Here is a 26,174-nt window from a genome sequence, read left to right as displayed (position 1 = left end):
CGGACCTTTCAGGCTCGCCAAGACTTATGTCCGAGGGATCCCAACGCGCGGAGTGCTACGACGTGGCCGTCATCGGCGCGGGCGTCGTCGGCTGCGCGCTCGCCCGGCGGTTCACGCTCGACGGCGCACGCGTCGTGGTGCTGGAGAAGGCCGAGGAGGTGCTGGACGGCGCCTCCAAGGCCAACAGCGCCATCCTGCACACCGGCTTCGACGCGCCCGTCGGAACACTCGAGGCGGACTGCATTCGCGCAGGGCACGCCGAGTATCGTGAAATCCGGGAGCGGATGGGCCTGCCGCTGCTCGAATGCGGCGCGCTGGTCGTGGCATGGACCGCCGAGGAGGCCGCGCGCCTCCCGGCCCTGATGGACGCCGCGCGGGCCAACGGCGTCGACGACGTCGCCCCCCTCACCGCGGCGGAGACGCGGACGCTGGAACCCCGGCTCGGCGCCGGAGTCGCCGGCGCCTTCCGCGTGCCGGGCGAGTCGCTGATCGACCCGTGGTCGGCGGCACATGCCTACCTCGCCCAGGCACTCATCAACGGCGCCGAGCTTCGGTACGGCGCCGAGGTCCTGGGGGGCCGCTTCGAAGGGTCCTGGTCGCTGGCGACGGCCGCCGGGACGGTCGCCGCGCGCCTCGTCGTCAACGCCGCCGGCCTCTACGGCGACATCGTCGAGGAGCGCCTGACCGGGGCGTCGACGTTCCAAATCCGTCCGCGCAAGGGCCAGTTCGTGGTCTACGACAAGACCGCGGCCGCCCTCGCGGACCACATCCTGCTGCCGGTGCCGGGCGAGCGCACCAAGGGCATCGTCGTGTGCCGGACGGCGTGGGGCAACCTCCTCGTCGGTCCGACGGCGGAGGAGCAGGACGACCGCGCGACCGCCGCTCTCGACGGCGCGACGCTGGAAATGCTGCGCCAGCGGGCCGAGGCGATCCTGCCCGCGCTCGCCGGCCACGAGGTCACCGCGGTCTACGCCGGCCTCCGCCCCGCCACGGAGGAGAAGGGCTACCGCGTCCGCGCCGACGCCTCGCGCGGCTACATCGCCGTCGGGGGCATCCGCTCCACCGGCCTCAGCGCGGCGCTGGGCCTCGCCACCCATGTGCGCGGCCTCTGGGACGAGCCGCTGCGTCCCCTCGCGGACCCGCTCTGGCCGGAGATGCCCAACCTCGCCGAGACCGCGCCGCGCGACTGGGAACGCCCCGGCAACGGCGGCATCGTGTGCCACTGCGAACGCGTCACCCGGCGCGAGGTGGAGGCGGCGCTGACGGGACCGCTGCCAGCACGCACCTTCGCCGGCCTCAAGCGGCGCACCCGCGTCACCATGGGCCGCTGCCAGGGCTTCGCCTGCGGCGCGGAGCTGGCCGAGATCACCGCCGGCCGCCTCGCCCAACCGATGCTGCCGGACGCTGCAACGCGCGAGGGCGGCGATGACTGACCTTGCGATCATCGGCGCCGGCCCGGCAGGTCTCGGCGCCGCGCTCGAGGCCCGCGCCAGGGGCCTGTCCGTCGTCGTCCTCGACCGCGAGGCGGAGGCTGGCGGCATCCCGCGCCACTGCGGCCACCCGCCCTTCGGCCTGCGCGAATTCGGCCGCCCGATGACCGGGCCCGCCTACGCGCGCCGCCTCGTCGACGCGGCGGAGGCCGCAGGCGCCGAGATCCGCACCGGCACCACCGTCGTCGCGATCGCCCCCGGCCCGCGCCTCACCCTCACGTCGGACGCGGGCGTTGCCGAGATCGCCCCGCGCCGCGTCCTGATCGCGACGGGCGTGCGCGAGACGACCCGGGCCGCACGCTTCATCGGCGGAACCAAGCCCGGCGGCGTGATGAACACCGGCACGCTCCAGGGCCTCGTCTACCTCAAGGGCCGGCGCCCCTTCGCACGGCCGCTGATCGTCGGCACCGAACTGGTGTCCTTCTCGGCGATCCTCACCTGCCGCCACGCCGGAATCCGCCCTCTCGCGATGATCGAGCCCGGGGCGCGCGCCACCGCCCGGTGGCCGTCGGCCCTGCTGCCCCGCCTCCTCGGCATCCCGCTCATGACCGGCACCCGCCTCGTCGCGATAGAGGGAACCGACTGGGTCACCGGAGCGGTCCTCGCCGGACCCGACGGCACCGAGCGGCACGTCGCGACCGACGGGGTGATCCTCACGGGCGGGTTCCGGCCGGAGGCGACGCTGGTGCGCCAGAGCCACCTCGTCCTCGACCCGGCGACCGGCGGGCCGGAGATCGACCAGTTCGGGCGCACGTCCGACCCCGACATCTTCGCCGCCGGCAACATGCTGCACCCGGTCGAGACCGCCGGCTGGTGCCACCGTGAAGGACGCATGATCGCCGCCGCCGTCGCCGACAGCCTCGCCGGCGGGCTGCCTCCGCCCGAGCCGGCGCTGCGCCTGCGGCCCACCGGCGGCATCCGCTACGCCGTGCCGCAGCGGATCGTCCCCGGCGACCACGCGGCCGGCGTCATCCAGCTCCGCGCCGACCGCCCCGCGCGCGGCCGCCTCGTCCTCGCCACGCCGACCCCGGCGCGGAGCGTGCCGCTGGACACGGCGCCTGAGCGGCGCATCCTGATGCCGATCTCGTCCGTCCCCGCCGACGCCACCGGCACCGCCGAGATCGGCATCCAGTCCGACCGAGGCCCGTCATGACCGTTCTCGCCATCGACCAGGGCACCACCAGCACCCGCGCCGTCCTCGTCGGCCCCGACGGGACGACGACGCCGCTCCTGTCGCGCGAGCACCGCCAGTCCTACCCGCAGCCCGGCTGGGTGGAGCACGACGGCGAGGAGCTCCTCGCCGACATCGCCGCCTGCCTCGACGCCGCCGGGGGGCACGGCGTCGCCGCCGTCGGCCTCGACAATCAGGGCGAGAGCTGCCTCGCCTGGGATGCCGACACCGGCCGGCCCCTCTGCCCGGTCATCGTGTGGCAGGACGACCGGACCCGCGCCGCCACCGACCGGCTGCGCGCCGACGGTTACGAGGCCCTCGTCGGCGAGCGGGCCGGGCTGCCGCTCGACCCCTACTTCTCGGCCGCCAAGCTCGGCTGGATCGTGCGGAACGTACCGGAGGCGGCCCGCCTCGCCGAAGCCGGCAGGCTGCGCCTCGGCACCACCGACGCCTTCTTCCGCGACCGCCTCACCGGCCGGTTCGAGACCGACGTCGCCACCGCCTCGCGCACCTCGCTGATGGCGCTCGACACGTGCGCCTGGGACACGGACCTCTGCACGATCTTCGGCGTCCCCGTCGAGGCGCTGCCGCCGATCGGACCGACATCGGGCGACCTTGGCCGCGTGCGCTGCGGCGAGGCAGAGGTGCCCTTCACCGCCAGCATCGTCGACCAGCAGGCCGCGCTCTACGGCCACGGCTGCCGGGCGCCGGGCGAGGCCAAGATCACCTGCGGCACCGGCGCCTTCCTGCTCGCCGTGACGGGGTCACGGCCGGCGGCCTGGTCTGGTGCGCTCCCGACCGTTCTGTGGCAGCGCTCCGGCGAGGCGCCGGTATTCGGCCTCGACGGCGGCGTCTACGCCGCGGCGGCGGCCGTGAACTGGGCCCGCCGCATCGGCCTCTTCCAGGATTTCGCCGAGATCAACCGGTTCGACGCGCCGCCGGCGATCGGCCGCGGCCTCGCCTTCGTCCCGGCACTGGCGGGGCTCGCCTGCCCGCACTGGGACCGCTCCGCGCGCGGCGCCTTCGTCGGCCTCTCCCTCGACACCACGGCGGCGGACATGATCCAGGCCATCCTGGAAGGGATCGCGCTGCGGATCGCCGAGGTGGCCCACGCCATCGCCGCCGTGCACCCGCTCGCCAGCCCCATCCCGGTCGACGGCGGCATGTCCGCCAACCCCGCCTTCGTGTCGATGCTGGCGAACGCCCTCGGCTGCGACGTCCGCATCGCCGACGCGCCCGACGTCACCGCGGCGGGAACGGCCGCGCTGGCGGCGGAGGCGATCGGCCGCCCGATCGCGCCGCCCCGGACCGGCCGTGTCGTTGCCGCCACGGCACCGGACCCGGACGCAGCGACCCGCTTCGCCGCCGCCGTCGCCGCCTCCCGGCAATTCGCCGCAACCACCCGGACCTGACGGGCGTTCCCTCCCCGCCTCCGGACCTCCCGCGAGGCTCCGGCAGGAAAATGCAGCGCTCCCGACCGATCCGCGAGGCTCGCGGCCTTCCACAGGCTGGGGGCGACGGGGATCACGCACTGCAAAATGTTGCCGATGGGGTGATTGCGTTTTCTGAATGTTCTATAGTCACGCGCATGCGAATCGGATTGATGTTATGAGTCAGACCGCCCGCCAGAGCGTGCCCCCAGTCTCGATTTCCGAGCGCGGGTCGATCTCCGAGCGCGCGGCGCGGGCCTCCCGCCCGGCCCCGTCCTATCTCGAGTCCCTCAACCCCGAGCAGCGCCGCGCCGTCGAGGCGATCGACGGGCCCGTTCTGGTGCTCGCCGGCGCCGGCACGGGCAAGACGCGGGTCCTGACCACACGCATCGCCCACATCCTGGCGCTGGGCCGCGCCCGCCCGTCCGAGATCCTCGCCGTGACCTTCACCAACAAGGCCGCGCGGGAGATGAAGGAGCGCATCTCGGCCGTCGTCGGGCCGCAGGCGGAGGGGATGCCCTGGCTCGGCACCTTCCACGCCATCGGCACGCGCATCCTGCGTCGCCACGCCGAGCTTGTGGACCTGAACCCCGACTTCACCATCCTCGACACAGACGACCAGATCCGCCTCGCCAAGCAGATCCTCGCCGCCGAGAACATCGACGAGAAGCGCTGGCCGCCGCGCCAGATGCTCGGCATGATCGACGGGTGGAAGAACCGCGGCCTGACCCCCGAGGAGGTCCCCTCGGGCGAGGGCCAGTGGTTCGCCAACGGCAAGGGCCTGAAGCTCTACAAGCTCTACCGCGACCGCCTGAAGTCGCTCAACGCGGCCGATTTCGGCGACCTCCTGCTGGAGCCCATCCGCCTCTTCCGCGCCAATCCGGACATCCTGGCGTCCTATCAGAGCCGCTGGCGCTACATGCTGGTCGACGAGTACCAGGACACCAACGTCGCCCAGTACCTCTGGCTCCGGCTGCTGGCGCAGAACAACAAGAACCTCTGCGTGGTGGGCGACGACGACCAGTCGATCTACGGCTGGCGCGGCGCGGAGGTGGACAACATCCTGCGCTTCGAGACCGACTTCCCCGGCGCCGTCGTGGTGCGGCTGGAGCGCAACTACCGCTCCACCAGCCACATCCTGGCCGCGGCCTCGCACCTCATCGCCCACAACGAGGGGCGCCTCGGCAAGACCCTCTTCACCGACCTCGTCGATCCGGACGCCCTCCCCCTCACGGTCGCGTCGTCCTGGGACTCGGAGGAGGAGGCGCGCGCCATCAACGGCGAGATCGAGAGCCTCCACAAGAAGGGCACGACGCTCGACGAGATGGCGATCCTGGTGCGGACCACCGCCCAGATGCGCGCCTTCGAAGACCGCTTCGTCACGGCCGGCACGCCCTACCGCGTCATCGGCGGCCCGCGCTTCTACGAGCGCAAGGAGATCCGCGACGCACTCGCCTACTTCCGCGTGACGGTACAGCCGTCCTTCGACCTCGCGTTCGAGCGGATCGTCAACGTGCCGACGCGCGGGCTCGGCCAGCAGTCGGTGCGCCTCATCACCGAGGCGGCGCGCGACCGCGAGATCCCGATGCTGCTCGCCGCGTCCGACCTCCTCGCTACCGACGAGATCAAGGGCAAGGCGCGCACGGGCCTGTCCCAGCTCGTCGCCTCGTTCGCGCGGTGGCGCTCCCAGCTCGACACGCTCCCCCACACCGAGCTCGCCGAGATCATCCTGGAGGAGTCCGGCTACACGGACATGCTGAAGGCCGACCGCTCGGCAGACGCGCCGGGCCGCCTCGAGAACCTCAAGGAGCTGATCCGCTCCATGGAGGACTTCGACAGCCTTCCCGCGTTCCTGGAGCACGTCTCGCTGGTGACGGACGCGCAGGGCGAGACCGGCGGCGAGGCCGTCACGCTCATGACGCTGCACGCGGCGAAGGGCCTCGAGTTCGACGTCGTCTTCCTTCCCGGCTGGGAAGAGGGCCTCTTCCCGTCGATGCGCGCCATGGACGAGAACGGGCAGGCCGGCCTCGAGGAGGAGCGCCGCCTCGCCTATGTCGGCATCACGCGGGCGCGCAAGCAGTGCTTCGTATGGTTCGCGCTCAACCGGCGCATCCACGGGATGTGGCAGGCGGGCGCCGCCTCCCGCTTCATCGACGAGCTGCCGGCCGAGAACGTCATGGTGCGCGAAGAGGCCGGTTACGGCGGCATCGGCGGCTATGGCGCCTCCCGGTTCGACCAGGTGGAGACCTTCTCCTCCTCCTACCACACCCCCGGCTGGGAGCGCGCCCAGCGCCGCCGGGAGGACGTGCCCCGCCGCGAACGCCGCCTGCCGCTGACCATCGAGGGCGAACTCGTCGCCAAGTCCATATCGGACGGTCCGGCCGCATACGCGGTCGGTGACCGCGTGTTCCACCAGAAGTTCGGCAACGGCGACGTGGCGCAGGTCGAAGGCAACAAGCTCACCGTCGACTTCGACAAGGCGGGACGCAAGCGGGTGATCGACTCGTTCGTCACTCGCGCCTGAACCCACCCGCAGGATCCGGCATGGGCGCGGACCCGGATCGGACGACGAACGCCGCGGACGGGACGTTGAACCTCCCGCGCGGCATGCGAGAATGCGGGTCGCGGAGGCTGGGCCTCGGCGCCCGGCCGCGATACGAACGAACGATGACACCCATTTCAGACGTCCGCCGCCGGGCTACCGGCACCAGCAGTGCAGCGCACCGCCCGGCTATCCGCGGACACGAGGCGCACCCCACCGCATGACCGCCGACGACGTCTCATCCATGGCGAGCGGCGAGGACGACCCGCTCATCTTCCAGCGCATCCTGCAGTCGATGCGCGACGGGGTCATCTCGATTGACCTCGAAGGCCAGATCATCACGTTCAACGACGCCGCCGGGCACATCCTCGGCAAGGATCCCGCCGAGGTGCTGGGGCAGTCCTTCGCCGAGGTCTTCCTGCTGGAGGAGGCCTACGACGCCTTCAACGAGGTCGTCTTCAAGGCCGTCTACGAGTCGGAGCTGACACACTCCGTCGAGGTGATCCTCGAGCGGGGCGACGCGACGCTGGACCTCGTCGTCTCCTCGAGCCTCCTCACCCGGGCGGAACCGGACGGGGAGCGCAAGCGCCTCGGCGTGGTGGTGGTCGTCAGCGACATCACGGAGCAGCGCAAGCGGCGCAAGATCAAGCAGCTCTTCGGCGCCTACGTCGACCCGCGCATCGTCGAGCGGATCCTGTCGGAGTCGGAGACCGAGCGATCGCGGCGCGGCGACATGACGATCTCCTTCGTCGACATGCGCGACTACACCGGCTGGTCGGAGAGGCTGCCGCCGGCGACGCTCGTCGACCTCCTCAACCGCTTCCTCGCCGCGGTGACCCAGCCCGTCGCCGCCTCGGGCGGGATCACCGACAAGTATATCGGCGACTCGGCGATGGCCGTCTGGGGCCCCCCCTTCACCGATCCGGAGACGCAGGCCCGTGACGCCTGCAGCGCCGCGCTCGGCCAGATCGCCGCGCTCGGCCCCCTGCGCGAGGCGCTCGCGGCGGAGGGGCTCACCGACGCGAACCGGCTCGACGCCGTCGTCGGCGTGGCCACCGGCGACGTCCTGTCGGGCGACATCGGCCCCGTCGCGAGCCGCAACTACACGGTCATCGGCAACGCGGTGAACCTCGCCGCGCGCCTGCAGGAGGCGGCGAAGGTCTACGGCCAGCCCATCCTGCTGACGGCCGAGACCGCCACCCTCGCCGGACCGGAGATGATCACCCGCGAGATCGACCTCCTCACCGTGCGCGGCAGCGAGCGGCCGGTGATCGTCCACGCCCTGCTGGGCCGCGCGGGCGAGGTCCCGGAGGAGACGATCGCGTTCGCCGCCCGCTACCGCGACGCCATCGTCGCGATGCGGCTGCGCGACTGGGACACCGCCGAGGCGGGCCTCCTCCAGTGCCTGGAGGAGCAGCACTACGACGTCCCGTCGCGGCTGATGCTGGACCGCGTCGCGGTCTACCGGACCGATCCGCCGGGCGAGGACTGGGACGGCGTCTGGCGCGGCGCGACCCCCAGGGCGGCCCGTTGAGGCCACCTCCGGGAGCGGCCCCTCGCGGTGCCGGCTACGGCGCTTCGTGGATGTGGACGGTCACGCAGGTGAGGTCGTCCGCCCGCTCCGCCCCGTTCTCGAAGGCGAGCACCGCGTCGCGCACGACCTGGTTGAGGTCCGTCCCCGGAACCCCGGCCTCCCGCACCACCCGCTGAAGGCGCGCGTCGCCGAACGCTTCCTCGCCCGGGTTGAACGCCTCGGTGACGCCGTCGGTGAACATGAAGAGCCGCGTGCCGGGCTTCAGCCGCGCCGACAGCTCGGTGAAGTCGATGCCCTCGACGACGGCGAGCGCCGGGTCGCGCGCGCTCGGCAGCTCCACCACCTCGCCCGACGCCTGATCGACGAGGAGCGGCGGGTTATGGCCGGCGTTGGCGTACCGCATCTCCAGCGTCTCGAGGTCGATCACGCCGTGGAAGAGCGTGACGAACATCATCTGGTCATTGTCGGTGGCGAGGAAGTCGTTGACCTCCTTGAGGGTCTGCGCGGGGCTCACGGCCATCATCGCCGTCGCCTTGATGAGCGTCCGGGTGATCGCCATGAAGAGCGCGGCCGCGACACCCTTGCCGGACACGTCAGCCACGACGACGCCGAGGTGCCGGTCGTCGATCATGAAGTAGTCGAAGAAGTCGCCGCCGACCTCCTTGGCCGTCTCCATGAAGCCGTCGACGGTGAACTCCGGGTGCGGCGGCAACGGCTTGGGCAGGAACGAGAGCTGCAGCTCCCGGGCGATCTCGAGCTCCTGCTCGAGACCGGCGAGACGGGCGCGGGTGATGATCGCGGCCTGCAGCTCGGCGATCAGCTCGGTGAGGCGCTGGTGCTGGGCGGAGATGCGGTGCGACATGCGCTGCAGCACCTCCGTCAGCATGGCGAGCTCCTCGTTCGGGCGCGCGGCGGGACCGGCGGCCGGCACCGGGTCCGCGCTCGGCGCGCCGTCCGGGTCGGAGATGATCGCCCGCAGGTCCGCCTGGATCGCCGACTGCCCCTCGGGATCGAGCGTCCCGGCGAGGCGTTCGAGCTGGCGCTTGATGACGCGCTCCTGGCGGCGCCGCTGGCGGGCGATCCGCTCCTCCTGCTCGACGAGGCGCAGCGCGTTGCTGCGGAACACCAGGAGGGCCTCGCCGATGCGGCGGATCTCGCCGGACCCGGCGATGGTCGGCAGCTCGTTGAGGTCGCCCTTGGAGAGCGCGCTGAGGGTGCCGATGGCCGTCTCCAGCGGCACGAACGCCCGCCGCAGGAACACGTAGAGCGCGATGATCAGGATGAGGCTGGCGATGCTGATGGCGATGACGCCGGTGCGCTCCAGCTGGCGGCTCGCGCTCAGGCTGTCGGTCGCGTCGCGCAGGGTGACGAGCTGGCCGGCCGGGGGCCCCATCAGGTCCGGCACGGGAACGCCGGCCGCGAAGTAGAGCCGGTCGCCCACGTCGAGGATCTGCGCATCGGCGGTGCGGTGCGGCAGGGAGGGCGCGGCCCTCGCGTAGAGGTCCGGGTCGGTCCCCTCGACCATGCGCCCGCGCAGGGAGACGAGGTAGCTCGGCTCGCCTAGCCGGTTGCTGAGGTCGCCGAGGACGCGCAGCGCGTCGATCATCATCACCACGACGACCGGCGGCCCGTCGCGGCGCAGGGCAACGGCGCTGCCGGCGATCACATACCGCTCCGGCGTCTCCTGCCGCAGTCCGCCGACGGCCACGCCTTCGGCCTGGATGCGGGCCAGCGCCTCCGGGCCGAAGATCGGGCGGGTGCGGAAGGTCGGAATGTTGGAGGCGATGATGTCGCCATCGAAATCGAGGAGCTGCACCGTCACGCCCTCGCCGATGAGGTCGGCGGAGCTGTCGATCAGCGTCTCCAGCGACTGGGCGTCCGCCGCGGGGGCGTTGCTGACGCGGAAGGAGAAGCGGTTGGCGAGGTCCATGAGGTCCTCCGCCTGGTCCGCGACGAGGCTCTCCCACAGCGACTGCTGCCCGGCGATGGCGATGTCGGCAAGCTGCGACTCGGCGAGGCGCGAGCGCACGAACCCGAGGCCGATGAGGCCGCAGATCATCAGGATCAGCGCGATGGAGAGGAGGAGCGTGATGCGGGTGCGCAGCGGCATCAGCGGGCCCACCCCAGCGCACGGCTGATCGAGGCGACCAGCGACAGGAGGGAGAGCGCGCCCGCGCCGACGGCGGCGAGCACGATGCCGGCGCCCGGCTCGATCATCGAGAGGGCGTGCAGCGCGCCGGCGGCGATCCCGCCGACGCCCATCGCCACCGCCGCGCTGGGGATGAACGCCCGCGCGCCGAGCGCGAAGGCTACCATCCCGAAGCCGAGGCCGGTCAGCCCGCTGGTGACCGCGAGGCCGGCGTCGGCGCCGATCCCGTGGAGCGCCGGCACGGAGACCACCTCGGCGCCGACGAGGACCGCCGCGGCCGCCACCATCGCCCCGACCACGGCCGGCAGGCGCACCCTCAGGAGATAGGGGACGAACGCTGCGACGCCCGCGATTCCGAAGTCGAGCGCGAGGACGGCGTAGCGTTCGCGCAGGACCGTCGCCGAGAGGTGGACGTCCGCCCACGCGAACGTCGCGAGGCTGACCCCGATCAGCGCCAGGACCTCCGCGCTCGCAAGGCCCGCCGCCGGACGGTGGGCCTGACGCCAGCGGGGCGCGCCGGCGGTCGACGCGACGGCGAGGAGCGCCGCGAGCGCGCCGAGGGTCGCGAAGGCGGCGCGCCGCCCCTCCGCCTCGGCGAGAATGCCGCCGACGATCGGACCGATGGCCGCCGCGCCGAGCAGCACCAGCGCCCCGCGCCACGGCAGCCGCCGACCGGCTCCGGGGGCCTGCAGCACGGTCCAGACCGCGAGCCAGCCCGCAAAGCTCGCCAGCCCGACGAGGGCGGTGAACATCCTGTAGTCGCGCACGACGTAGACGGCCGCGAACGCCGCCGCCGCGATCAGCATGGAGACGAACGTCACCGGTTTCGACAGCCGTCCGCCGAGCGCGACCGCCACCAGCACGCCGAGCAGTGCCCCGGCCGACTCGGCCGACACCGCGAGCGCCACCGGGATCGCCGCGAAGGGGCTGTCGCCGATCCGGTCGTAGGCGAAGTTCGCGGTGAGCGGGCGCGTCGCCATCAGCACCGAGAGCGCGGCGGCGGGCCACCACACGAAGCCGATCGTCCGCAACCGCCCGCGGCGCCGCTCGAGGCGCAGGTCCGCGAGCTCGCCGGTCGCGGCGGCCAGGCGCTGGCGTACTCCGGCCGAGCCGTCGACGGCCTTGATCTCCTCCGAGAGCGCCTGGATGCGGCGGTAGCCGAGCTGGATCGGCGTCATCGCCCGCGCCAGCGCGTCCGAGACCGGCAGCAGCAGCCCCGAGGGGATGAGCCCCCGCTCGACGAAATGGCCGTGCGCCGCGCTCTGCAGCATCGCGGCTGTCCGCACGGTCGGCAGGTCGAGCCGCTCGAGCCGGACGATCCGCAGCGCGATCGCGGTGATGAGGCCGGCGAGGATCGAGATCGCCACCGCCCCGGCGATCACCGCCCGCTCCACGTCGTCGCGCGTCGCGGTCGAGGCGTGGGCGATGACGACGCCCAGCGACTGCTGGCTGTCCGGATCGAGGATGGGGGCGCGCGTGTGCAGCCGCTCGATCGCCGGCTCGCCGGTCCCGGCCTCGAAGAGCACCCGCTCGGTGCGGTCGAGGATCGCGATGTCCTCCACCTGCGGCGCGAAGCTCAGCACCCCCTTGAGGTAGTCCTCCACGCCGCGCATCTCGTCGAGCGGGATGCCGAGGGCGACCGCACGGCCGAGATCGGCCGCGACCGACTGGGCGACCGTCAGCGACACGTCGCCGGAGTTGTCCTCCACGTCGGCGAGCGCGGTGGGCATGGTGACGATGATCGTCCCGTACGCGGCCGCGCCGACGATGAGCGCGGCCAGCAGGCCGACGACGGCGCAGACCCAGTCGGAGGCGACCGATCCGCTGACGTATCGTCTAGAGCTCCGCATCGAGCCGCCGCAGTTCCCGTTGCACGCGCTCGACGCGGTCTTCGGTATGGCCGAGACCGGCGACCGCGGTGTTGGCCGCGGTGCCGAGCGCCGAGGCCGGACGCTCGATCAGCTGGCGCGCGCGCACGCTGGCGGCGACACGCGTCACCCCCCGCCCCGCACGCAGCGACACGATGATGCCGAGCACGATCGCGGCGAAGACCGCGCCGCCGACGATGGGCGCCGCGGCGACGATCATCGCCGGCGAGCGCGACAGCGGCGGCGCCAGCGCGGTGGCGTCGACGATGATGGCGATCCAGCCCTCGAATTGACCGAAATCGTTCGTCAGCGGTTCGCCGAATGTCACGGTTTCCTGCTCGCGGGCGCGCCAGCCGCCGCGGGCGTCCTCCATGGCGACGGCCCAGGCCCGCGGCACCGGTTCGCCGACCGCGCCGCGGTCCGTGGAAAAGAGGGTGACGCCGGACTGGCTGATCACGTCGGCCGCGAGGACGTCCGGCGTCGAGGCGACCGCGCTCTCCAGGATCGTGTCCACCTGCTGCAGCTCCGCGAGCGGCAGGCCGAGCTGGAGATTGAGCTCGACCGTCTGCGCGACCCGCGACAGCAGGAATTCGAGGCCCGCCGCGCCGAGCGAGGCGTCGCTGCGCTCGATCACGCGCGCGCTCATGACGATGAAGCCGAACAGCGCCACGATGGGCACCATGGCACACACAATAAGACCGCTTGTTCGTCCCATCGGCCCTATCGAACTGCCTGCTGGAGGGAGACCGCGACCAAGCCGCAGAATCGTCGCGACATCAAGCTCAGCCTCCCCATTCTGCCGTTGATAGATTGACAGTTACCGGTCCTTCACCGATGCGGGAATAACAGTTTCACCATTCGATTGCGAAGGACGTCATGCGAAAACTAAGTCTGACGTTGCTGGCCGCCCTGATCCCTCTGGTTGCGGCGTCGCTCGCACTCGGAAGCTACCTGAACTATGCTGGGGTCCGCCACAACTACCTTGAGCTGGTGGGGGACCGCATGTCCACCGTCGCTGAGCGCATTGCCAACGATGCCGAAGTCGCCATGTCGATGGGCGTGCCGCTCACGAGCCAGGACGTGATGAACCGCAGCCTGGAGCGGGAGGCCGCCGCGGACCCGATGGTGCTGTCGATCGATGTCGTCGGCAGCGGCGGCAACGTCCTCTTCTCCAGCGATCCGGACCGCCGCGGCAGCGAGGACCGGGGTGACTCCGCCATCGCTTGGCGCCATTTTGCTCCTATCGATACCGCCTTTGGAACAAACGAAGGTAATGTTGTGGTGCGCGCGTCGCAGCAGGCCCTGGACGCCAACGTCTCGGACGTGGGACGCAGCATCCTGTGGCTCTCGGTGCTCGCCATCCTCGGCGGTGTCGCGATCGTGTCCGTCGCGGTGATGCTCAGCGTGCGCGCGCTCTGGCACCGCCTGACGGACCGGGCACCGACCGCATCCGGCGCGATGGTGCCGCAGGAGATCCGCGCCTCCATCGCCGCGGTCGACGACGAGCATCGCGCCGTCGCCGAACGGCTCGGCCTCGTGCCGCAGAAGACGGGGGCCTGACGCCATGCGCCGTTTCGACGGTATCCTGCTCGCCTGCGTCACCGCGGTCCTGATCGCCGGTCTCGCGGCGATCTCCTGGCAGACGATCAGCGCGGCCGAGCGGCTGCTCCTGCCCGCCCTCGACCAGAAGGCGCGCACGGTCGCCCGCTCGATCTCCGGCCTCGTCGGCCAGGCGGGCGAATACGGCATCGGCCTCGACCAGCTCGTGCGGGCCGAGGACGTGCTCGACGTCGCGCTGCAGGAGAACCCCGAGTTCGCCTTCGTGCGCATCGTCCACCCCGACGGCCGCGTCGTCGCCCAGTCCGACAGCCACGACTTCGAGCCGGAGGAGCTCGCCGACGCCGACGGCATGGAGACCGCGAGCGCGCCCATCGTCGTCGGCGGCAAGACCGTCGGCGAGGTGGTGGTCGGGACGCCCGACCGGGTCGCCCGCGTCCTGGTGCGCGAGCTCTGGCTCGACGTCGCGGTTCTCCTGATCGTCGCGGTCCTCGTCGCGCTGGAGCTCGTCTCCTTCGCCTTCACGCAGGCCTCGGCGGTGATGCTGCGGGGTCTCGCCCAGCGGCTCGCCGCGCTGTGGCGGGGGGACTTCCGTCCCCACCTCCCGCTCTCCGGTTCCGGCGCCATCGCCCAGGAGGTGGAGGCCGTGGACCAGGAGATCGCCCGCGTCCATGCAGAGCACGTCAGACTGGTGGACGCGGCGACCGCGAAGGGCGACCGCGAGGCGCTCGCCGAGCTCGACCGGATCGACGCCTCCCACAAGCTCTCCAGCACACGCTACGAGACGCCGGTCGCCCTCGTCGCGGTCCGCGCGCCTGTGTTCCTGTTCTACTTCGCCGAGGAGCTGACGCGCCCGTTCCTGCCGAGCTACATCGAGAGCATGGCCCAGCCGATCGCCGGATTGTCGGTGGAGTTCGTCATCGCCCTGCCGATCACGATCTTCATGGCCATCATGGCGCTCGGCCAGCCGGTCCTCAACGTGTGGACCGAGAAGTTCGGCCGCGCCCGTTCGCTGCGCCTCGGCGCGGTGGCCGCGGTGCTCGGCTTCCTCGCGACGTCCGTCGCCGCGTCGATGGGGACGCTCATCGCCGCCCGCGCGATCACCGCCGTCGGCTTCGCCATCGTCTTCGTCGCGGCGCAGGGCTACATCGTCGACCGGACCGGCGCCGCGAACCGGGCCCGCGGCATGAGCCTCTTCGTCTCGGCCATCATGGCGGCGATGCTGTGCGGCCCGCCCATCGGCGGCATCATCGCCGACAGGCTCGGCCCGAACCCGACCTTCCTCATCTCCGCGGCGATGGCGCTGGTCGCCTACATCTGCGCCGTCGTCGCGCTGCCGGACGACCGGGAGACGCGGATCACGGCCAAGCCGACGGCGCGCCTGCGGGACTGCGCGATCGTCCTGACCAAGCCGGCGATCTTCCTGCTGATGGTCGCCTGCGCCTTCCCGGCGAAGATGATCCTCATCGGCATCGCCTTCTACTACCTGCCGCTCGACCTCGCGGTGTCGTTCGAGCCGTCCACCATCGGCCGCGTCCTGATGCTCTACGGGCTCGTCATGCTGCTGGTGGTGCCGGCCATCTCCTCGTTCTCGGACCAGAACGCCAAGCGCGTGCCGTACGTCGTCCTCGGCGGCGTCCTGTCGGGCCTGGCGGTGGCGCACCTCTTCCTCTGGCCGGAGCCGTGGGGCGCGGCGCTCTTCGTGGTCCAGGTGGGGATCGCGCAGGGCCTCTCGACGACCCCGCAGTCCGCGTTGGTGGGCGAGCTCGGCCGCCGCTACTTCCCACAGCTTTCCGAGGGCGGCGTCTACGGCGTCTTCCGCCTCGTGGAGCGGTCCGGCAACGCGGCGGGACCGGCGGTCTTCGCGGCGGTCTGGGCGGCGACGTCCGCCGAGATCGCCATCCTGTTCATGGGCTTCGTCCTCATCGCCGGGGCGCTGCTGTTCGGGCTCGCGATGATGGTGGCCGAAAGCGGCCCCGTCGCGGCCCTCTCCAACGAGTGAGCGAGTGATGACCTTGACGCTGACCAGACGCAGGGCGATCGCGCTCGGAGCCGGGGCCCTCGCCGCCCCGTACGTCAACCGCGCATGGGGGCAGACGCCCTACACCATCGCGCAGATCCTCTACCGCGGCGCGACCGCCGTGGAGCGCGGCTTCAGCGACTACCTGGAGCAGCGCGGCGTACCGGTGAAGCTGATCCCGTTCGACGCCAACCTCGACCCGACGCGGGTCCCGGGCATCGTGCAGGAGATCAAGGCGCTCAAGCCGGACCTCGTCTACTCCTGGGGGACGCCCAACACGCTCGCCACCTTCGGCCGCTACGACGACGTCGACCCGGACAGGAACATCACCGAGCTTCCGGGCGTCTTCACGATGGTGTCGGCGCCGGTGGAGTCCGGCCTCGTCCCCTCGTTCGAGTCCTCCGGGCGCAACATTACCGGCACCTCGCACGTGGTCCCACCGGAGCCGCAGCTTCGCGCCATGCAGACCTACAAGCCGTTCGAGCGGCTGGGCGTCCTCTACACCTCCAACGAGCCGAACTCGGTGGCGATCGTCGCGAGCGTGAAGACGATCGGCGAGGACATGGGCTTCGACGTGGTGGAGCGGACCTTCCCGCTCCTCGGCGACGGCAAGCCGGACGGGTCGGCGGCGGCGAAGCTCGTGACCGAGCTCGCCGAGGACGGGGCGGAATGGCTCTACTATCTCCCCGACACGTTCCTCAGCCAGCAGATGGACGCGGTCACGCCCACGGCCACGGCCCTCGGCGTCCCCGGCTTCTCGGCGGTGGAGCGGATGCAGAGCGATGCGCTCATCAGCCTCATCAGCCGCTACTACTCGGTCGGCCAGCTCACCGGCTACAAGGCCGAGCAGATCCTGGTGGACGGCATCGCCCCCGCCTCGATCCCGATCGAGACGCTGAAGCGCTTCGCGCTGATCATCAACATGAAGATGGCGAAAGAGATGAAGCTCTACCCGCCGCTCGCCATGTTGAACTACGCCAACATCCTGAGGGACGAATGAAACTCAGGGTCGATATCCCGCCGCAGGAGCCGCCCGCCATCGTCGTGCGGATGCTGACGCACGACGACGTCGGCGCGGTCTACGACGTGCACAGCCGCACGCTCGACGCCCTCCCCTCGGGCGACCTGGTGCGCCGCGACGATCCGAGCGTGTTCCACGCGATGCTCGACTGCGGCGGGGCCATCATCGGCCTCGTCGAGGACGGCACCCTCGTCGCTTACGGGATGGTGCGGCCGGAGGTGGAGGGCAGCGAGGACCGCATGGGGATCGAGGCGTGCGTGCCGCCGGCGGAACGGCTCTTCGTGCTGGACGGTTCGGCGGTGCTGCCGACCTGCTGGTCGCGCGGATTGCAGCGCGTCCTGATCGACGCGCGGATCGAGCACGCCTGCGCCAGGGGGGCGGACCATGCCGTCTGCACCGTCGCGCCGAGCAACGTGCCGTCGATGCGCAACCTCACCAAGCAGGGGTTCCGGATCGTGCGCGCGGCGCAGAAGTCGTACGGGATGCGCTATCTGCTGTGGCGCCCGGCGCTCGGGCCGCTGCCCCGGCCCGACGACGGCGCGGAGAGCGACTGGCGCCTCGCGCATGACACGGATGCCGCCAACGCGCTGTTCGACCGCGGCTCGTGGGCCTACGACGCCATCCGCGGCGACTGCGGCCGGGCGTACCTGCACTTCGTCCTGCCCGACGCGGCGGATGCGTCGCTCTCGCGCGCCGAACGCCTCGCCGCGGTGTAGCGGCCGGCGCGCGGCCTACTGCGCGGCGCTGACCGCCTCCTCGCGCGAGTGGCAGATCTCGAAGAGGCGCAGGAATCCCGTCACCTCGAACACGTCCCGCACCGACGGCTGCATGCCGCACAGCACGAAGCGCCCGCCGGCGGACTTGATCTGCTTGCCCGCCATCAGGATGACGCGCAGCCCCGCGCTCGAGATGTAGTTGGTGTTGGCGAGGTCCATGACCACATGGTCCGCGCCCTCCTGGATGCGCCCGATCACGGTCGACTGCAGCGTCTTGGCCGTATTTGAATCGACGCGTCCGTTGCAGATGAACACGACCACGTCGTCCAGGGTTTCGAGTTCGACGGTAAGATCGCTCACGTGGTCAGCCTTCCTGGACAGACAGTTGGAACTTGAGGACGTTCTCCGCCCCCACCCGTTGGTAGTCGAGGTTCTGCGCCATCTCGCGCACAATGTGGAGCCCCAGGCCGCCTATGGGCCGGTCCTCGATCGACGCCTCGATGTTGGGAGCCCTGTGCTCCAAGGGATTGAAGGCGACCCCGTTGTCCCGTACGCAGCCGTAGACGCGCGCGTCCCGCAGCTCGGCCCAGACGTTGACGACCGCCCCGCCCGGCCCGGACCCGTAGTTGATGGCGTTGGTGACGAGCTCCTCCAGAACGAGGTTGAGCGTCATCACCGTCCTGACGGGAAGGTCCTGAGCCTCACCGAACGCCTCGATCGCGTCGAGCAGATCGGTCAGCTCGTCCGGCGTGGTCAGCTTGAATTCGATGGCGGCGCTCATCGCCGAACCCTTCGCTTGACGAACAGCTCGCTTGAAATCCGCCCCACAACGCCTTCCAACGCAAGGCCTATTTGTTCAGCCGGCCCGCCAGCCCACCCCTAAGAGGGCGAGCCGCGCGGCGGGATGCTGGCGCCGCGCGGCGCGCGGCGGGGTGCGTGAAGTGGCCGCGCGCGGCGGCGGCACGCGCCTCAGTCGTCGCGCGCGCTGTCGTCACGAGCGGTATCATCGAGGCCGCCGTCCTCCTCGACGACGGGGACGCGGTAGTGGCCGCCGAGCCAGCGGTGCAGGTCGACGTCGGCGCACCGCTTGGAGCAGAACGGCCGGGTCGCATGCGCGGCCGGCTTGCCGCACACGGGGCACGGCCGCGCGGGGTGCGGTTGGGACGGGTCGTGCGCGTTCAAGCCGGCACCTCCTCCGACATGAGGTCGCCGGAGCTGACGTAGCCCATGCCGGAAAGGAGCTGCGCCGTCTCGTAGAGCGGCAGGCCCACGACGGCGGAGTAGGAGCCGACGATCTGGGTGACGAACGCCGCGGCGCGTCCCTGGATCGCGTAGCCACCCGCCTTGCCGTCCCACTCCCCGCTCGCCAGGTAGTCGGCGATCTCGCGGTCGGACAGCCGCTTCATCTTCACCCGCGTCTCCACCAGCCGCTCGCGCACACGCCCGCGCGGGCCGTGGACGACCACGGCGGTCAGGACGGTGTGGTTGCGCCCCGAGAGGGACTTCAGGCAGGCCTGGGCCACGTCGAACGACTCGGCCTTGGGCATGATTCGGCGCCCCACGGCGACGACCGTGTCGGCCGCAAGCACGTAGGCGTCACGCTGGTTCAGCATCGCTCGGGCGCGGTTGACGGCCACGTCCGCCTTTTCGCGGGCCAGTCGCATCGCGTAGGCGCTCGGGCGTTCCTTGCGCTCGGGTGTCTCGTCGATATCCGCCGGCGAGATGTGATCGGGCACGATGCCGATCTGCTCCAACAGCGCCAACCGCCGCGGCGAGCCCGAGGCGAGGATCAGGATCGAGTTGCGCGCTCGCGCCATCGGATCACTTATAACGGTATGTAATGCGACCCTTGGTCAGGTCGTACGGGGTCATTTCCACCAACACACGGTCGCCGGCAAGCACACGAATGCGATTCTTCCGCATCCGACCAGCAGTATGCGCAATAATTTCGTGATCATTCTCAAGCTTGACGCGGAACGTCGCGTTGGGGAGGAGTTCGGTCACTTGACCGGGGAACTCCAACACTTCCTCTTTCGCCATTGAGGCCCTTCAACGTTGTTTCACATGATGGGCGGTGCCCGGCACCGGCCCTGTCTAAAGGTGGTGATACAGCTATTTCGTCACAATGTCCCCCTGACAGAGGGTCAAGTTTGAGCAAACAGCTCATTCACCTGATGATCGAGGGCATCCCGCACGGAACGGTAGCTCTCAAGGATCTGTTCTCGCGACCCCTGAGCGCCGGACGGGTCGAGCGTCGGCCAGTAGACGACGTCGAAGCTCTGGGTGCGCGCCAGATCGAGAACGTGGTGGTGCGCCTCGGGGGCCAGCGTGACGACGAGGTCGAAGGAGGTGTCGTTGAGCTCCTCCAGCGACCGCGGCTTACGCTTTGAAATGTCGAGCCCCTTCTCGGCCATCACGGCGACGGCGAAGGGGTCCGCCTGGCCCGTCTCCAGACCTGCCGACCGGATATATGTATTCGGCGAGGCCTGGCGTGCAAGCGCGGCGGCCATGGGCGAGCGAATCGCATTGTGTCGGCAGACGAACAGGATGGAGCTTGGCCCGCTGCCCACGCTCAACCCTTGAAATGCAGCGCGCAGATCAGGGTGAACAACCGGCGTGCGGTATCGTGATCCACCTCGATCTTGCCCTCCAGGCGTTCGGCGAGGAGGCGCGAGCCCTCGTCGTGCACACCGCGGCGACCCATGTCGATCGCCTCGATCTGCGCCGGAGCCGCGGTGCGGATGGCCGAGAAGTAGCTCTCGCAGATGAGGAAGTAGTCCTTCACCACCTTTCGCAGCGGAGTCAGCGAGAGCATGTGCGAGACGAGGTGTCCGCCCGCCTCGTCCTGCACGGTGAAGACGAGCCGGTTCTCCTGGATCGACAGGACCAGCCGATAGGGCCCCTCACCGAGACCGGACGGACGGAAGACGTTCTCCTCCAGGAGATCGTAGACCGCGACGGCCCGCTCGTGCTCGACATCCGGCGTCCCGCGGTCGATCGACGCCTCGTCCAGCGTCACCGCGATCAGCCGGGCGTTGGTCGGCTCGGTCATGAGGCCCTGAGCCGGCGGGCGATCGACAGGCGGTGCGCGTCGAGCCCCTCGGATGCGGCGAGCGTCATCGCCGGCCCGGCGAGCGCCTCGAGGGCGGCGCGGTCGAGGCCCAGCAGCGTCGTGCGCTTCAGGAAGTCGAACACCGAGAGGCCGGACGAGAAGCGCGCGGAGCGGCTCGTCGGCAGCACGTGGTTCGGCCCGGCGACGTAGTCGCCGATCGCCTCGGGTGTCATCGCGCCGAGGAAGATCGCCCCGGCCTGCGTCACCTTCTCGGCCAGCGCGTCGGGATCGGCGACGGCGAGTTCCAGGTGCTCGGGGGCGAGACGATCGACCAGCGCGGCCGCCTCGTCCTCGCCCTCGACGATGATGATGGCGCCATGGTCGCGCCAGCTCGCCTCCGCGACGGCGCGGCGCGGCAGCACCTCGAGCTGGGCCGCCACCGCCTCGTCGACCTCGCCGGCGAGGGTCGGGCTGGCGGTGATGAGGATCGACTGCGCGACCTCGTCGTGTTCGGCCTGGGCGAGGAGATCCGCGGCGATGACGTCGGCCGGCGCGCTGTCGTCGGCGACGATGACCACCTCGGACGGGCCCGCCACCATGTCGATGCCGACGGTGCCGAAGACCTGTCGCTTGGCCGCCGCCACGTAGGCGTTGCCGGGGCCGACGATCTTGTCCACAGCACGGATGCTCTCGGTCCCGTAGGCGAGCGCGCCGATCGCCTGCGCCCCGCCGATCCGGTAGATCTCGGTGACGCCGGCGATCTCGGCCGCGGCCAGCACGACGGGCTCCAGGTGCCCGTCCGGCGCCGGAACGACCATGACGAGGCGCTTCACGCCCGCGACCCTCGCCGGGACGGCGTTCATCAGAAGCGAGCTCGGATAGGCCGCGCGCCCGCCCGGGACGTAGAGCCCGACCGACGCGAGGGGCGTCCAGCGCCATCCGAGCGTCGCCCCGACGGGATCGGTGAACCGCTCGTTCGAGGGGAGCTGCTTCTCGTGGAAGACGGCGATCCGGTCGCGCGCGAACTTCAGCGCCTCGATCACGTCGTCAGGCACCGCGGCGCGCGCGGCGGCGATCTCCTCGGCGGTGACGGCCATCGGCGTCGCGGCGAAGTCCACCCGGTCGAAGCGCCTGGTGTACTCGGCGACGGCCGCGTCGCCGCGCGTCTTCACGTCGGTCAGCACCTGGTCCACGACGGACGTGACATCCGCGGAGAACTCGCGCTGGTCGGCGAGGAGCGCGGCGAAGTCGTCCGCGAAGGACGCGTCGGAAGTGTCGAGCCGGCGCATCAGCGGCCGACCGCGTGCTTGGGCCGCATGGAGGCGCTCCAGGCGCCGCCGAGGTCGGTGAGCTGCGCCTCGATGCATTCCACCTCGAGGCGGATCATGACGTCGCCCGAGCAGACGATGGAGATGGTGCCGGCGGGCGTCTCGCCCTCCTCGAACACGACGGCGAGGATCGACAGCACGGTTTCCTTGTCGCCCGGGGCGACACCGGTCACCTGCGCCCGCTTCACCCGCGCGAACGACAGCACCGCACGGCGCCGTTCGTCGCCGCGGCGCCGCGACTTGCGATCCGCGGTCAGCTCCCAGGCGAACCGGTTCATGGGAATTGCGAAGTGACCGTCCGCCGGCGACCAGCGAATGTCCGCCACCTTGGCGACCGCGTCCTGCACATGAGCGGACACGACCGCGAGGTCCTCGTCGTCGAGCGCGAACATCTTCACGGGATGAGGAGACGGCGTCATCGGAAAATCTTCAGTTCAGGGCGTATTAAGCCCCCTATAGCCGCCTTCGACCGCCGGCGCGACTCCCGCGTGGCCACGCCCGGCAGGAGGACTGTCGCGATTCCGATCCGCTTCGCCATCATGCGGGGCGGAGAAGGACGGGCCCGGCGCCGCCGGGCCGGGGGCCGTCAGCCGGAAACGCGCTCGATCTGCGCGCCGCAGCGCGACAGCTTCTGCTCCAGCCGCTCGAAGCCGCGGTCGAGGTGGTAGATGCGGGAAACCTCCGTCTCGCCCTCGGCGGCGAGTCCGGCGATCACGAGGCTCACGGAGGCGCGGAGGTCCGTCGCCATCACCGGCGCGCCCTTCAGCCTGTCGACGCCCTCGATGGTGGCGGTCTGTCCGTTGAGGGAAATCTTCGCGCCGAGACGGACCAGCTCCTGAACGTGCATGAAGCGGTTCTCGAAGATGGTCTCGGTGACGTGGCTCGTCCCCTTGCCGGCGCACATCACCGCCATGAACTGCGCCTGCAGGTCGGTCGGGAAGCCGGGATAGGGCTCCGTTTCGGCGTCCACCGCGGCGATGCCGTGCCCGTTGCGGCGGATGCGGAGGCCACGGTTGGTGACGTCGATCTCCGCCCCGGCGAGGCGCATCAGCTCGAGCGGGCGCTCCAGGTGGTCAGCGGTCGCGCCCTCGAGGGTCACGTCGCCGCCGGCCATCGCGGTCGCCAGCGCATAGGTGCCGGTCTCGATCCGGTCGGGCAGCACGCGGTGGCGCGCGCCATAGAGCCGCGGCACGCCCTCGATGAAGATCGTGCCGGTGCCATGCCCCTCGATCTTCGCGCCCATCTGGATGAGGCAGTCGGCGAGGTCGACGATCTCCGGCTCGCGGGCGGCGTTCTCGATCACCGTCTCGCCGCGGGCGAGCGTTGCCGCCATCAGCAGCGTATGGGTGGCGCCGACGGACGGCTTGGGCAGCCGCACGCGGTTGCCGATCAGCCCGGCGCGAGCCTGGGCGACCACGTAGCCGCGCTCGATCTCGATGTCGGCGCCGAGCGCCTTGAGACCCTCGATGAAGAAGTCCACCGGGCGGGTGCCGATGGCGCAGCCGCCCGGCAGCGACACGCGCGCCTCGCCCATCCGGGCGAGCAGCGGGCCGATGACCCAGAAGGAGGCGCGCATGGTGGACACCAGCTCGTAGGGAGCCGTCGTGTCGACGATGGCGCGGGCGGTCAGATTGACGGTCTGCCCGCTCAGCTCGTCCTCGCCGGTGCGCTTGCCCTGGAAGGCGGTGTCGACACCGTGGTTGGCGAGGATATGGAAGAGCTTCTGCACGTCCGCGAGGCGCGGGACGTTCTGCAGCGTGAGGGTCTCGTCGGTGAGGAGGGACGCGATCATCAGCGGCAGCGCAGCGTTTTTCGCGCCGGAGATCGGAATCGATCCTTCGAGCGGTGCGCCACCGGTAATGCGGATGCGGTCCATACTTCACTCCCCTACACCACGCCGAATGGATCAGACGAACAGTCCGACCTTTCGATTGATCCCAACGGCTACGGGACGGTGCAAGGGCGATCAATTGGCCTGTTAAGGACATTCGGAGATGCTTCGCCGATCCCGCCCCCCTTGCGACATTTGCGCAACAAGAAGCGGGCAGACCCGGGCAGCGGAGCGGGCGATTCGGCGGACTCAGTTCAGCATGGCCGGCCGGATCGCGGGAAGGTCCTCGTGGGGGCGCTCGCTGGCGACGTTCGCGGTCAGGATATACTGCATCGCGGCCTCGCGCGGCATCGGGCGGCCGCAGAGGAAGCCCTGCAGCTCGTCGTATCCGGCCTGGCAGGCGAAGCTGCGCTGCATCTCCGTCTCGATGCCCTCCGCCACCACGCGCAGGTTCATCGCCCCGCTCATCGCGCTGATGGTTCGCAGCACCTCGCCGACGCTCTCGGACTCGGCGAGCGACATGAAGCACGACCGGTCCACCTTCAGCTTGTCGAACGGGAACTTCCACAGGTAGCTGAGGCTCGAATAGCCCGTGCCGAAGTCGTCCATCACCACCCGGACGCCGAGCGCCTTCAGCCGGTGGAGCTGGTCGGCGACGGACTGCGGCTCGGCGATGAACAGCGACTCGGTGATCTCGAGCTCCAGGCGCTCCGCCGCGAGGCCCGACAGGGCGAGCGCGCTCTCGACGACGGTGACGAGGTCCTCCCGGAACTGCTGGGGCGACAGGTTGACCGCGATCGAGAGCTTCTGCGGCCAGTTCGCGGCGGTGCGGCACGCCTCGTTCAGCACCCATTGGCCGATGCGCGGGGTCAGGCCCATCTCCTCGGCGATGGGAATGAACTTGCCGGGCGAGATGTACCCGCCCTCCCCGTCCTGCAGGCGCAGGAGCGCCTCGAAGCCGAGCAGCGCGTTCGTCTCCGCCTCGTGCAGCGGCTGGTAGTGCAGCTCGAACGCCTCGGTCTCGAGGGCGTGGCGCAGCATGACGCGCAGGGTGTTGCGGGTCTTCAGCTCACCGTCCATGCCAACCTCGAACACCACCATCTGGTCCCGACCGGCGCTCTTGGCCCGGTAGACGGCAGCGTCCGCGCACTTCTGCAGCTCGGAGGAGAGGGTCGCGTGCTCAGGCGCGAGGGCGATGCCGATGCTGAGCGACATGCTGACGGGCACACCGTCGAGGTCGCGGATGGCGCGCGCGGCGTCGAGCATCCGAACGGCCAGCGTCACGGCGTCCTCGCGCGTCTCCACGTCCCGCTGGACAATGGCGAACTCGTCGCCGCCGAGGCGGGCGATGATGTCGTTCTCGCCCATGCAGTCGGTGATGCGCGCGGCCACCATGCGAAGGAGCCTGTCGCCCGCGGCGTGGCCGAGCGAATCGTTGACGGCCTTGAAACCGTCGAGGTCGACGAAGTGGAGCGCGATGCCACCGCCGCGCGACGTGATCGCCAGCATGGCCCGGTCGAGCGCCGCCAGGAAGCGGTTGCGGTTGGGGACCCCGGTCAGCGGGTCGTGGTGCGCGAGGTGGTAGATCTGGTCGGAATCCTGCCGCTGCCGCGCGATCAGGACCGCGTTCGCCCCCGTCGCGAGGAGGCCCACCGTCCCGAGGAGGGCAAAGATCGCGACCGCGGCGATCGTCGTCGACAGGTAGCTCGAGCGCGCCTCGGTGATGTCGAGGCGCAGGCTCAGCGCGCCGACCGACCGGCCGCCGCGGCGGATCGGGAGCATCAGCTCGGCATAGTGCCGCGCGTCCGCCCCCGTGTGGGCCCCGGTGTCGGCCCCTGCATCGCCCCCCGTGTCGGCCCCCGGCGCGACGTTCATCGACCATTCGTCGGCGCGCACCGCGGCGAGCTCGGCCGGGGTGAGCGGATCGCGCTTGCGGGTGTCGGCGTCGGCCCAGAGCAGCCGTCCGTCCGGCCCGAAGATCCGCACCTCGTCGACCCCGTGACGGCGCAGCGACCCGACGACGCGACCGGACAGGCGCGCGGGCGCTCCGCCTCCGGCGAGGACGGCGTCGATGAACGGGGCCTCGCTCATCGGCCCGACCCAGCGCCTGGCCCCCTTCGTCAAAAGCTCGGACAGCCCCCGGTCGAGGTAGACGAGCGCCTTGTAGGCGCCGGCCCCGAACGTCACCGCGATGATGAGGCCGGCGACGATGTTGAGAAGGAAGATCTTGCGGAAGCCACGCTCGCGACGCAGCGACGACCCGGAAACCGGCATGGACGCCTCGCACCCAATTCAAGGGCGTGCAGGGAAAGCGATCTGCCTGTCCCGGCCCTTGCGCCTCGCCACCGCATCCCCCGCCGCTCCGGCCCGATCCGCTGCAACGATCGGAATTGCTGCGGCTTTCGTCGGGCCGGGGGTGGCGCCGGCCTTTCCGGGGCGACGCCGGCGGCGCGACCTTCGCACCG

23 protein-coding genes are annotated in these 26,174 nt (G+C 70.9%); 9 read left to right on the top strand and 14 right to left on the bottom strand.

Annotated features, from left to right (window positions below; genetic code table 11):
• Nucleotides 1–62 precede the first annotated feature (62 nt).
• The 5 genes from DLJ53_RS05400 to DLJ53_RS05380 all read left to right on the top strand — a co-directional run bounded on the left by DLJ53_RS05400 (nt 63) and on the right by DLJ53_RS05380 (nt 8,167).
• Complete coding sequence (locus tag DLJ53_RS05400) at nt 63–1,433, top strand: NAD(P)/FAD-dependent oxidoreductase (protein ID WP_342353579.1); 1,371 nt, start codon at nt 63–65, stop codon at nt 1,431–1,433.
• Complete coding sequence (locus tag DLJ53_RS05395) at nt 1,426–2,643, top strand: NAD(P)/FAD-dependent oxidoreductase (RefSeq protein WP_111342967.1); 1,218 nt, start codon at nt 1,426–1,428, stop codon at nt 2,641–2,643. The genes DLJ53_RS05400 and DLJ53_RS05395 overlap by 8 nt, the downstream gene beginning before the upstream one ends.
• Nucleotides 2,640–4,073, top strand: a complete 1,434-nt coding sequence (locus DLJ53_RS05390) for an FGGY family carbohydrate kinase (protein WP_111342965.1) — start codon at nt 2,640–2,642, stop codon at nt 4,071–4,073. Before DLJ53_RS05395 ends, DLJ53_RS05390 begins: the two co-directional genes overlap by 4 nt.
• Before the next feature lie 196 nt (nt 4,074–4,269).
• The gene (locus DLJ53_RS05385; protein ID WP_111342963.1) at nt 4,270–6,615 is read left to right on the top strand and encodes an ATP-dependent helicase; all 2,346 of its coding nucleotides are present in this window, start codon (nt 4,270–4,272) and stop codon (nt 6,613–6,615) included.
• 238 nt (nt 6,616–6,853) lie between these two features.
• On the top strand, nt 6,854–8,167 hold the full coding sequence (locus DLJ53_RS05380) for an adenylate/guanylate cyclase domain-containing protein (protein WP_162408913.1): 1,314 nt from the start codon (nt 6,854–6,856) through the stop codon (nt 8,165–8,167).
• A gap of 34 nt (nt 8,168–8,201) precedes the next feature.
• Here DLJ53_RS05380 and DLJ53_RS05375 read toward each other — a convergent pair whose 3' ends face one another.
• From DLJ53_RS05375 to DLJ53_RS05365, 3 genes are read right to left on the bottom strand one after another with little or no spacing between them, the layout of a single operon-like run.
• Entirely contained in the window at nt 8,202–10,277 is a 2,076-nt protein-coding gene (locus tag DLJ53_RS05375; RefSeq protein ID WP_146619899.1) for a PP2C family protein-serine/threonine phosphatase, read from the bottom strand.
• Nucleotides 10,277–12,166 (bottom strand): hypothetical protein, encoded by a 1,890-nt coding sequence (locus tag DLJ53_RS05370; protein WP_111342958.1) that lies wholly within the window; start codon nt 12,164–12,166, stop codon nt 10,277–10,279. Before DLJ53_RS05370 ends, DLJ53_RS05375 begins: the two co-directional genes overlap by 1 nt.
• Nucleotides 12,153–12,866: a hypothetical protein gene (locus tag DLJ53_RS05365; RefSeq protein WP_111342956.1), complete on the bottom strand. Its 714-nt coding sequence runs from the start codon at nt 12,864–12,866 to the stop codon at nt 12,153–12,155. The genes DLJ53_RS05370 and DLJ53_RS05365 overlap by 14 nt, the downstream gene beginning before the upstream one ends.
• A 215-nt stretch (nt 12,867–13,081) precedes the next feature.
• On the opposite strand from DLJ53_RS05365, the gene DLJ53_RS05360 reads away from it, so the two are divergent.
• From DLJ53_RS05360 to DLJ53_RS05345, 4 genes are read left to right on the top strand one after another with little or no spacing between them, the layout of a single operon-like run.
• A complete protein-coding gene (locus tag DLJ53_RS05360; protein WP_111342954.1) occupies nt 13,082–13,744 on the top strand; it encodes a hypothetical protein in 663 nt (220 codons plus the stop codon).
• Between the two features lie 4 nt (nt 13,745–13,748).
• A complete protein-coding gene (locus tag DLJ53_RS05355; RefSeq protein ID WP_111342953.1) occupies nt 13,749–15,743 on the top strand; it encodes an MFS transporter in 1,995 nt (664 codons plus the stop codon).
• 7 nt (nt 15,744–15,750) lie between these two features.
• Nucleotides 15,751–16,761 carry an ABC transporter substrate-binding protein gene (locus tag DLJ53_RS05350; protein ID WP_111342951.1) on the top strand — a complete coding sequence of 337 codons (1,011 nt, stop codon included), beginning with the start codon at nt 15,751–15,753 and terminating at the stop codon, nt 16,759–16,761.
• Nucleotides 16,758–17,498 (top strand): GNAT family N-acetyltransferase, encoded by a 741-nt coding sequence (locus DLJ53_RS05345; protein WP_111342949.1) that lies wholly within the window; start codon nt 16,758–16,760, stop codon nt 17,496–17,498. Before DLJ53_RS05350 ends, DLJ53_RS05345 begins: the two co-directional genes overlap by 4 nt.
• Nucleotides 17,499–17,513: 15 nt before the next feature.
• Here DLJ53_RS05345 and DLJ53_RS05340 read toward each other — a convergent pair whose 3' ends face one another.
• From DLJ53_RS05340 to DLJ53_RS05290, 11 genes are all read right to left on the bottom strand, one after another.
• A complete protein-coding gene (locus tag DLJ53_RS05340) occupies nt 17,514–17,858 on the bottom strand; it encodes an STAS domain-containing protein (protein ID WP_162408911.1) in 345 nt (114 codons plus the stop codon).
• 4 nt (nt 17,859–17,862) lie between these two features.
• Entirely contained in the window at nt 17,863–18,279 is a 417-nt protein-coding gene (locus tag DLJ53_RS05335; RefSeq protein WP_111342946.1) for an ATP-binding protein, read from the bottom strand.
• 188 nt (nt 18,280–18,467) lie between these two features.
• Nucleotides 18,468–18,680, bottom strand: coding sequence for a DNA gyrase inhibitor YacG (locus tag DLJ53_RS05330; protein ID WP_111342944.1), 213 nt, complete (start codon nt 18,678–18,680; stop codon nt 18,468–18,470).
• On the bottom strand, nt 18,677–19,315 hold the full coding sequence (locus DLJ53_RS05325) for a Maf family nucleotide pyrophosphatase (RefSeq protein ID WP_111342942.1): 639 nt from the start codon (nt 19,313–19,315) through the stop codon (nt 18,677–18,679). Before DLJ53_RS05325 ends, DLJ53_RS05330 begins: the two co-directional genes overlap by 4 nt.
• 4 nt (nt 19,316–19,319) lie before the next feature.
• On the bottom strand, nt 19,320–19,538 hold the full coding sequence (infA, locus tag DLJ53_RS05320) for a translation initiation factor IF-1 (RefSeq protein WP_075222414.1): 219 nt from the start codon (nt 19,536–19,538) through the stop codon (nt 19,320–19,322).
• A 104-nt stretch (nt 19,539–19,642) separates the two neighbouring features.
• Nucleotides 19,643–20,095: an arsenate reductase ArsC gene (locus DLJ53_RS05315; RefSeq protein WP_226575248.1), complete on the bottom strand. Its 453-nt coding sequence runs from the start codon at nt 20,093–20,095 to the stop codon at nt 19,643–19,645.
• A complete protein-coding gene (locus DLJ53_RS05310; protein ID WP_111342939.1) occupies nt 20,071–20,550 on the bottom strand; it encodes a UPF0262 family protein in 480 nt (159 codons plus the stop codon). Before DLJ53_RS05310 ends, DLJ53_RS05315 begins: the two co-directional genes overlap by 25 nt.
• Nucleotides 20,547–21,839: a histidinol dehydrogenase gene (gene hisD, locus DLJ53_RS05305; RefSeq protein ID WP_202913003.1), complete on the bottom strand. Its 1,293-nt coding sequence runs from the start codon at nt 21,837–21,839 to the stop codon at nt 20,547–20,549. The genes DLJ53_RS05310 and hisD overlap by 4 nt, the downstream gene beginning before the upstream one ends.
• Entirely contained in the window at nt 21,839–22,297 is a 459-nt protein-coding gene (locus tag DLJ53_RS05300; RefSeq protein WP_111342937.1) for a DUF2948 family protein, read from the bottom strand. Before DLJ53_RS05300 ends, hisD begins: the two co-directional genes overlap by 1 nt.
• Nucleotides 22,298–22,464: 167 nt before the next feature.
• The gene (gene murA, locus DLJ53_RS05295; RefSeq protein WP_111342936.1) at nt 22,465–23,754 is read right to left on the bottom strand and encodes a UDP-N-acetylglucosamine 1-carboxyvinyltransferase; all 1,290 of its coding nucleotides are present in this window, start codon (nt 23,752–23,754) and stop codon (nt 22,465–22,467) included.
• A gap of 204 nt (nt 23,755–23,958) precedes the next feature.
• A complete protein-coding gene (locus DLJ53_RS05290; protein ID WP_111342934.1) occupies nt 23,959–25,983 on the bottom strand; it encodes a putative bifunctional diguanylate cyclase/phosphodiesterase in 2,025 nt (674 codons plus the stop codon).
• Nucleotides 25,984–26,174: the final 191 nt, after the last annotated feature.

Origin of the sequence: Acuticoccus sediminis, assembly GCF_003258595.1 — a bacterium.
In the GTDB taxonomy this organism is placed as follows: domain Bacteria; phylum Pseudomonadota; class Alphaproteobacteria; order Rhizobiales; family Amorphaceae; genus Acuticoccus; species Acuticoccus sediminis.
Note: the sequence above shows the minus strand (reverse complement) of the source record. Positions and strands in the feature narration are given on the sequence as shown.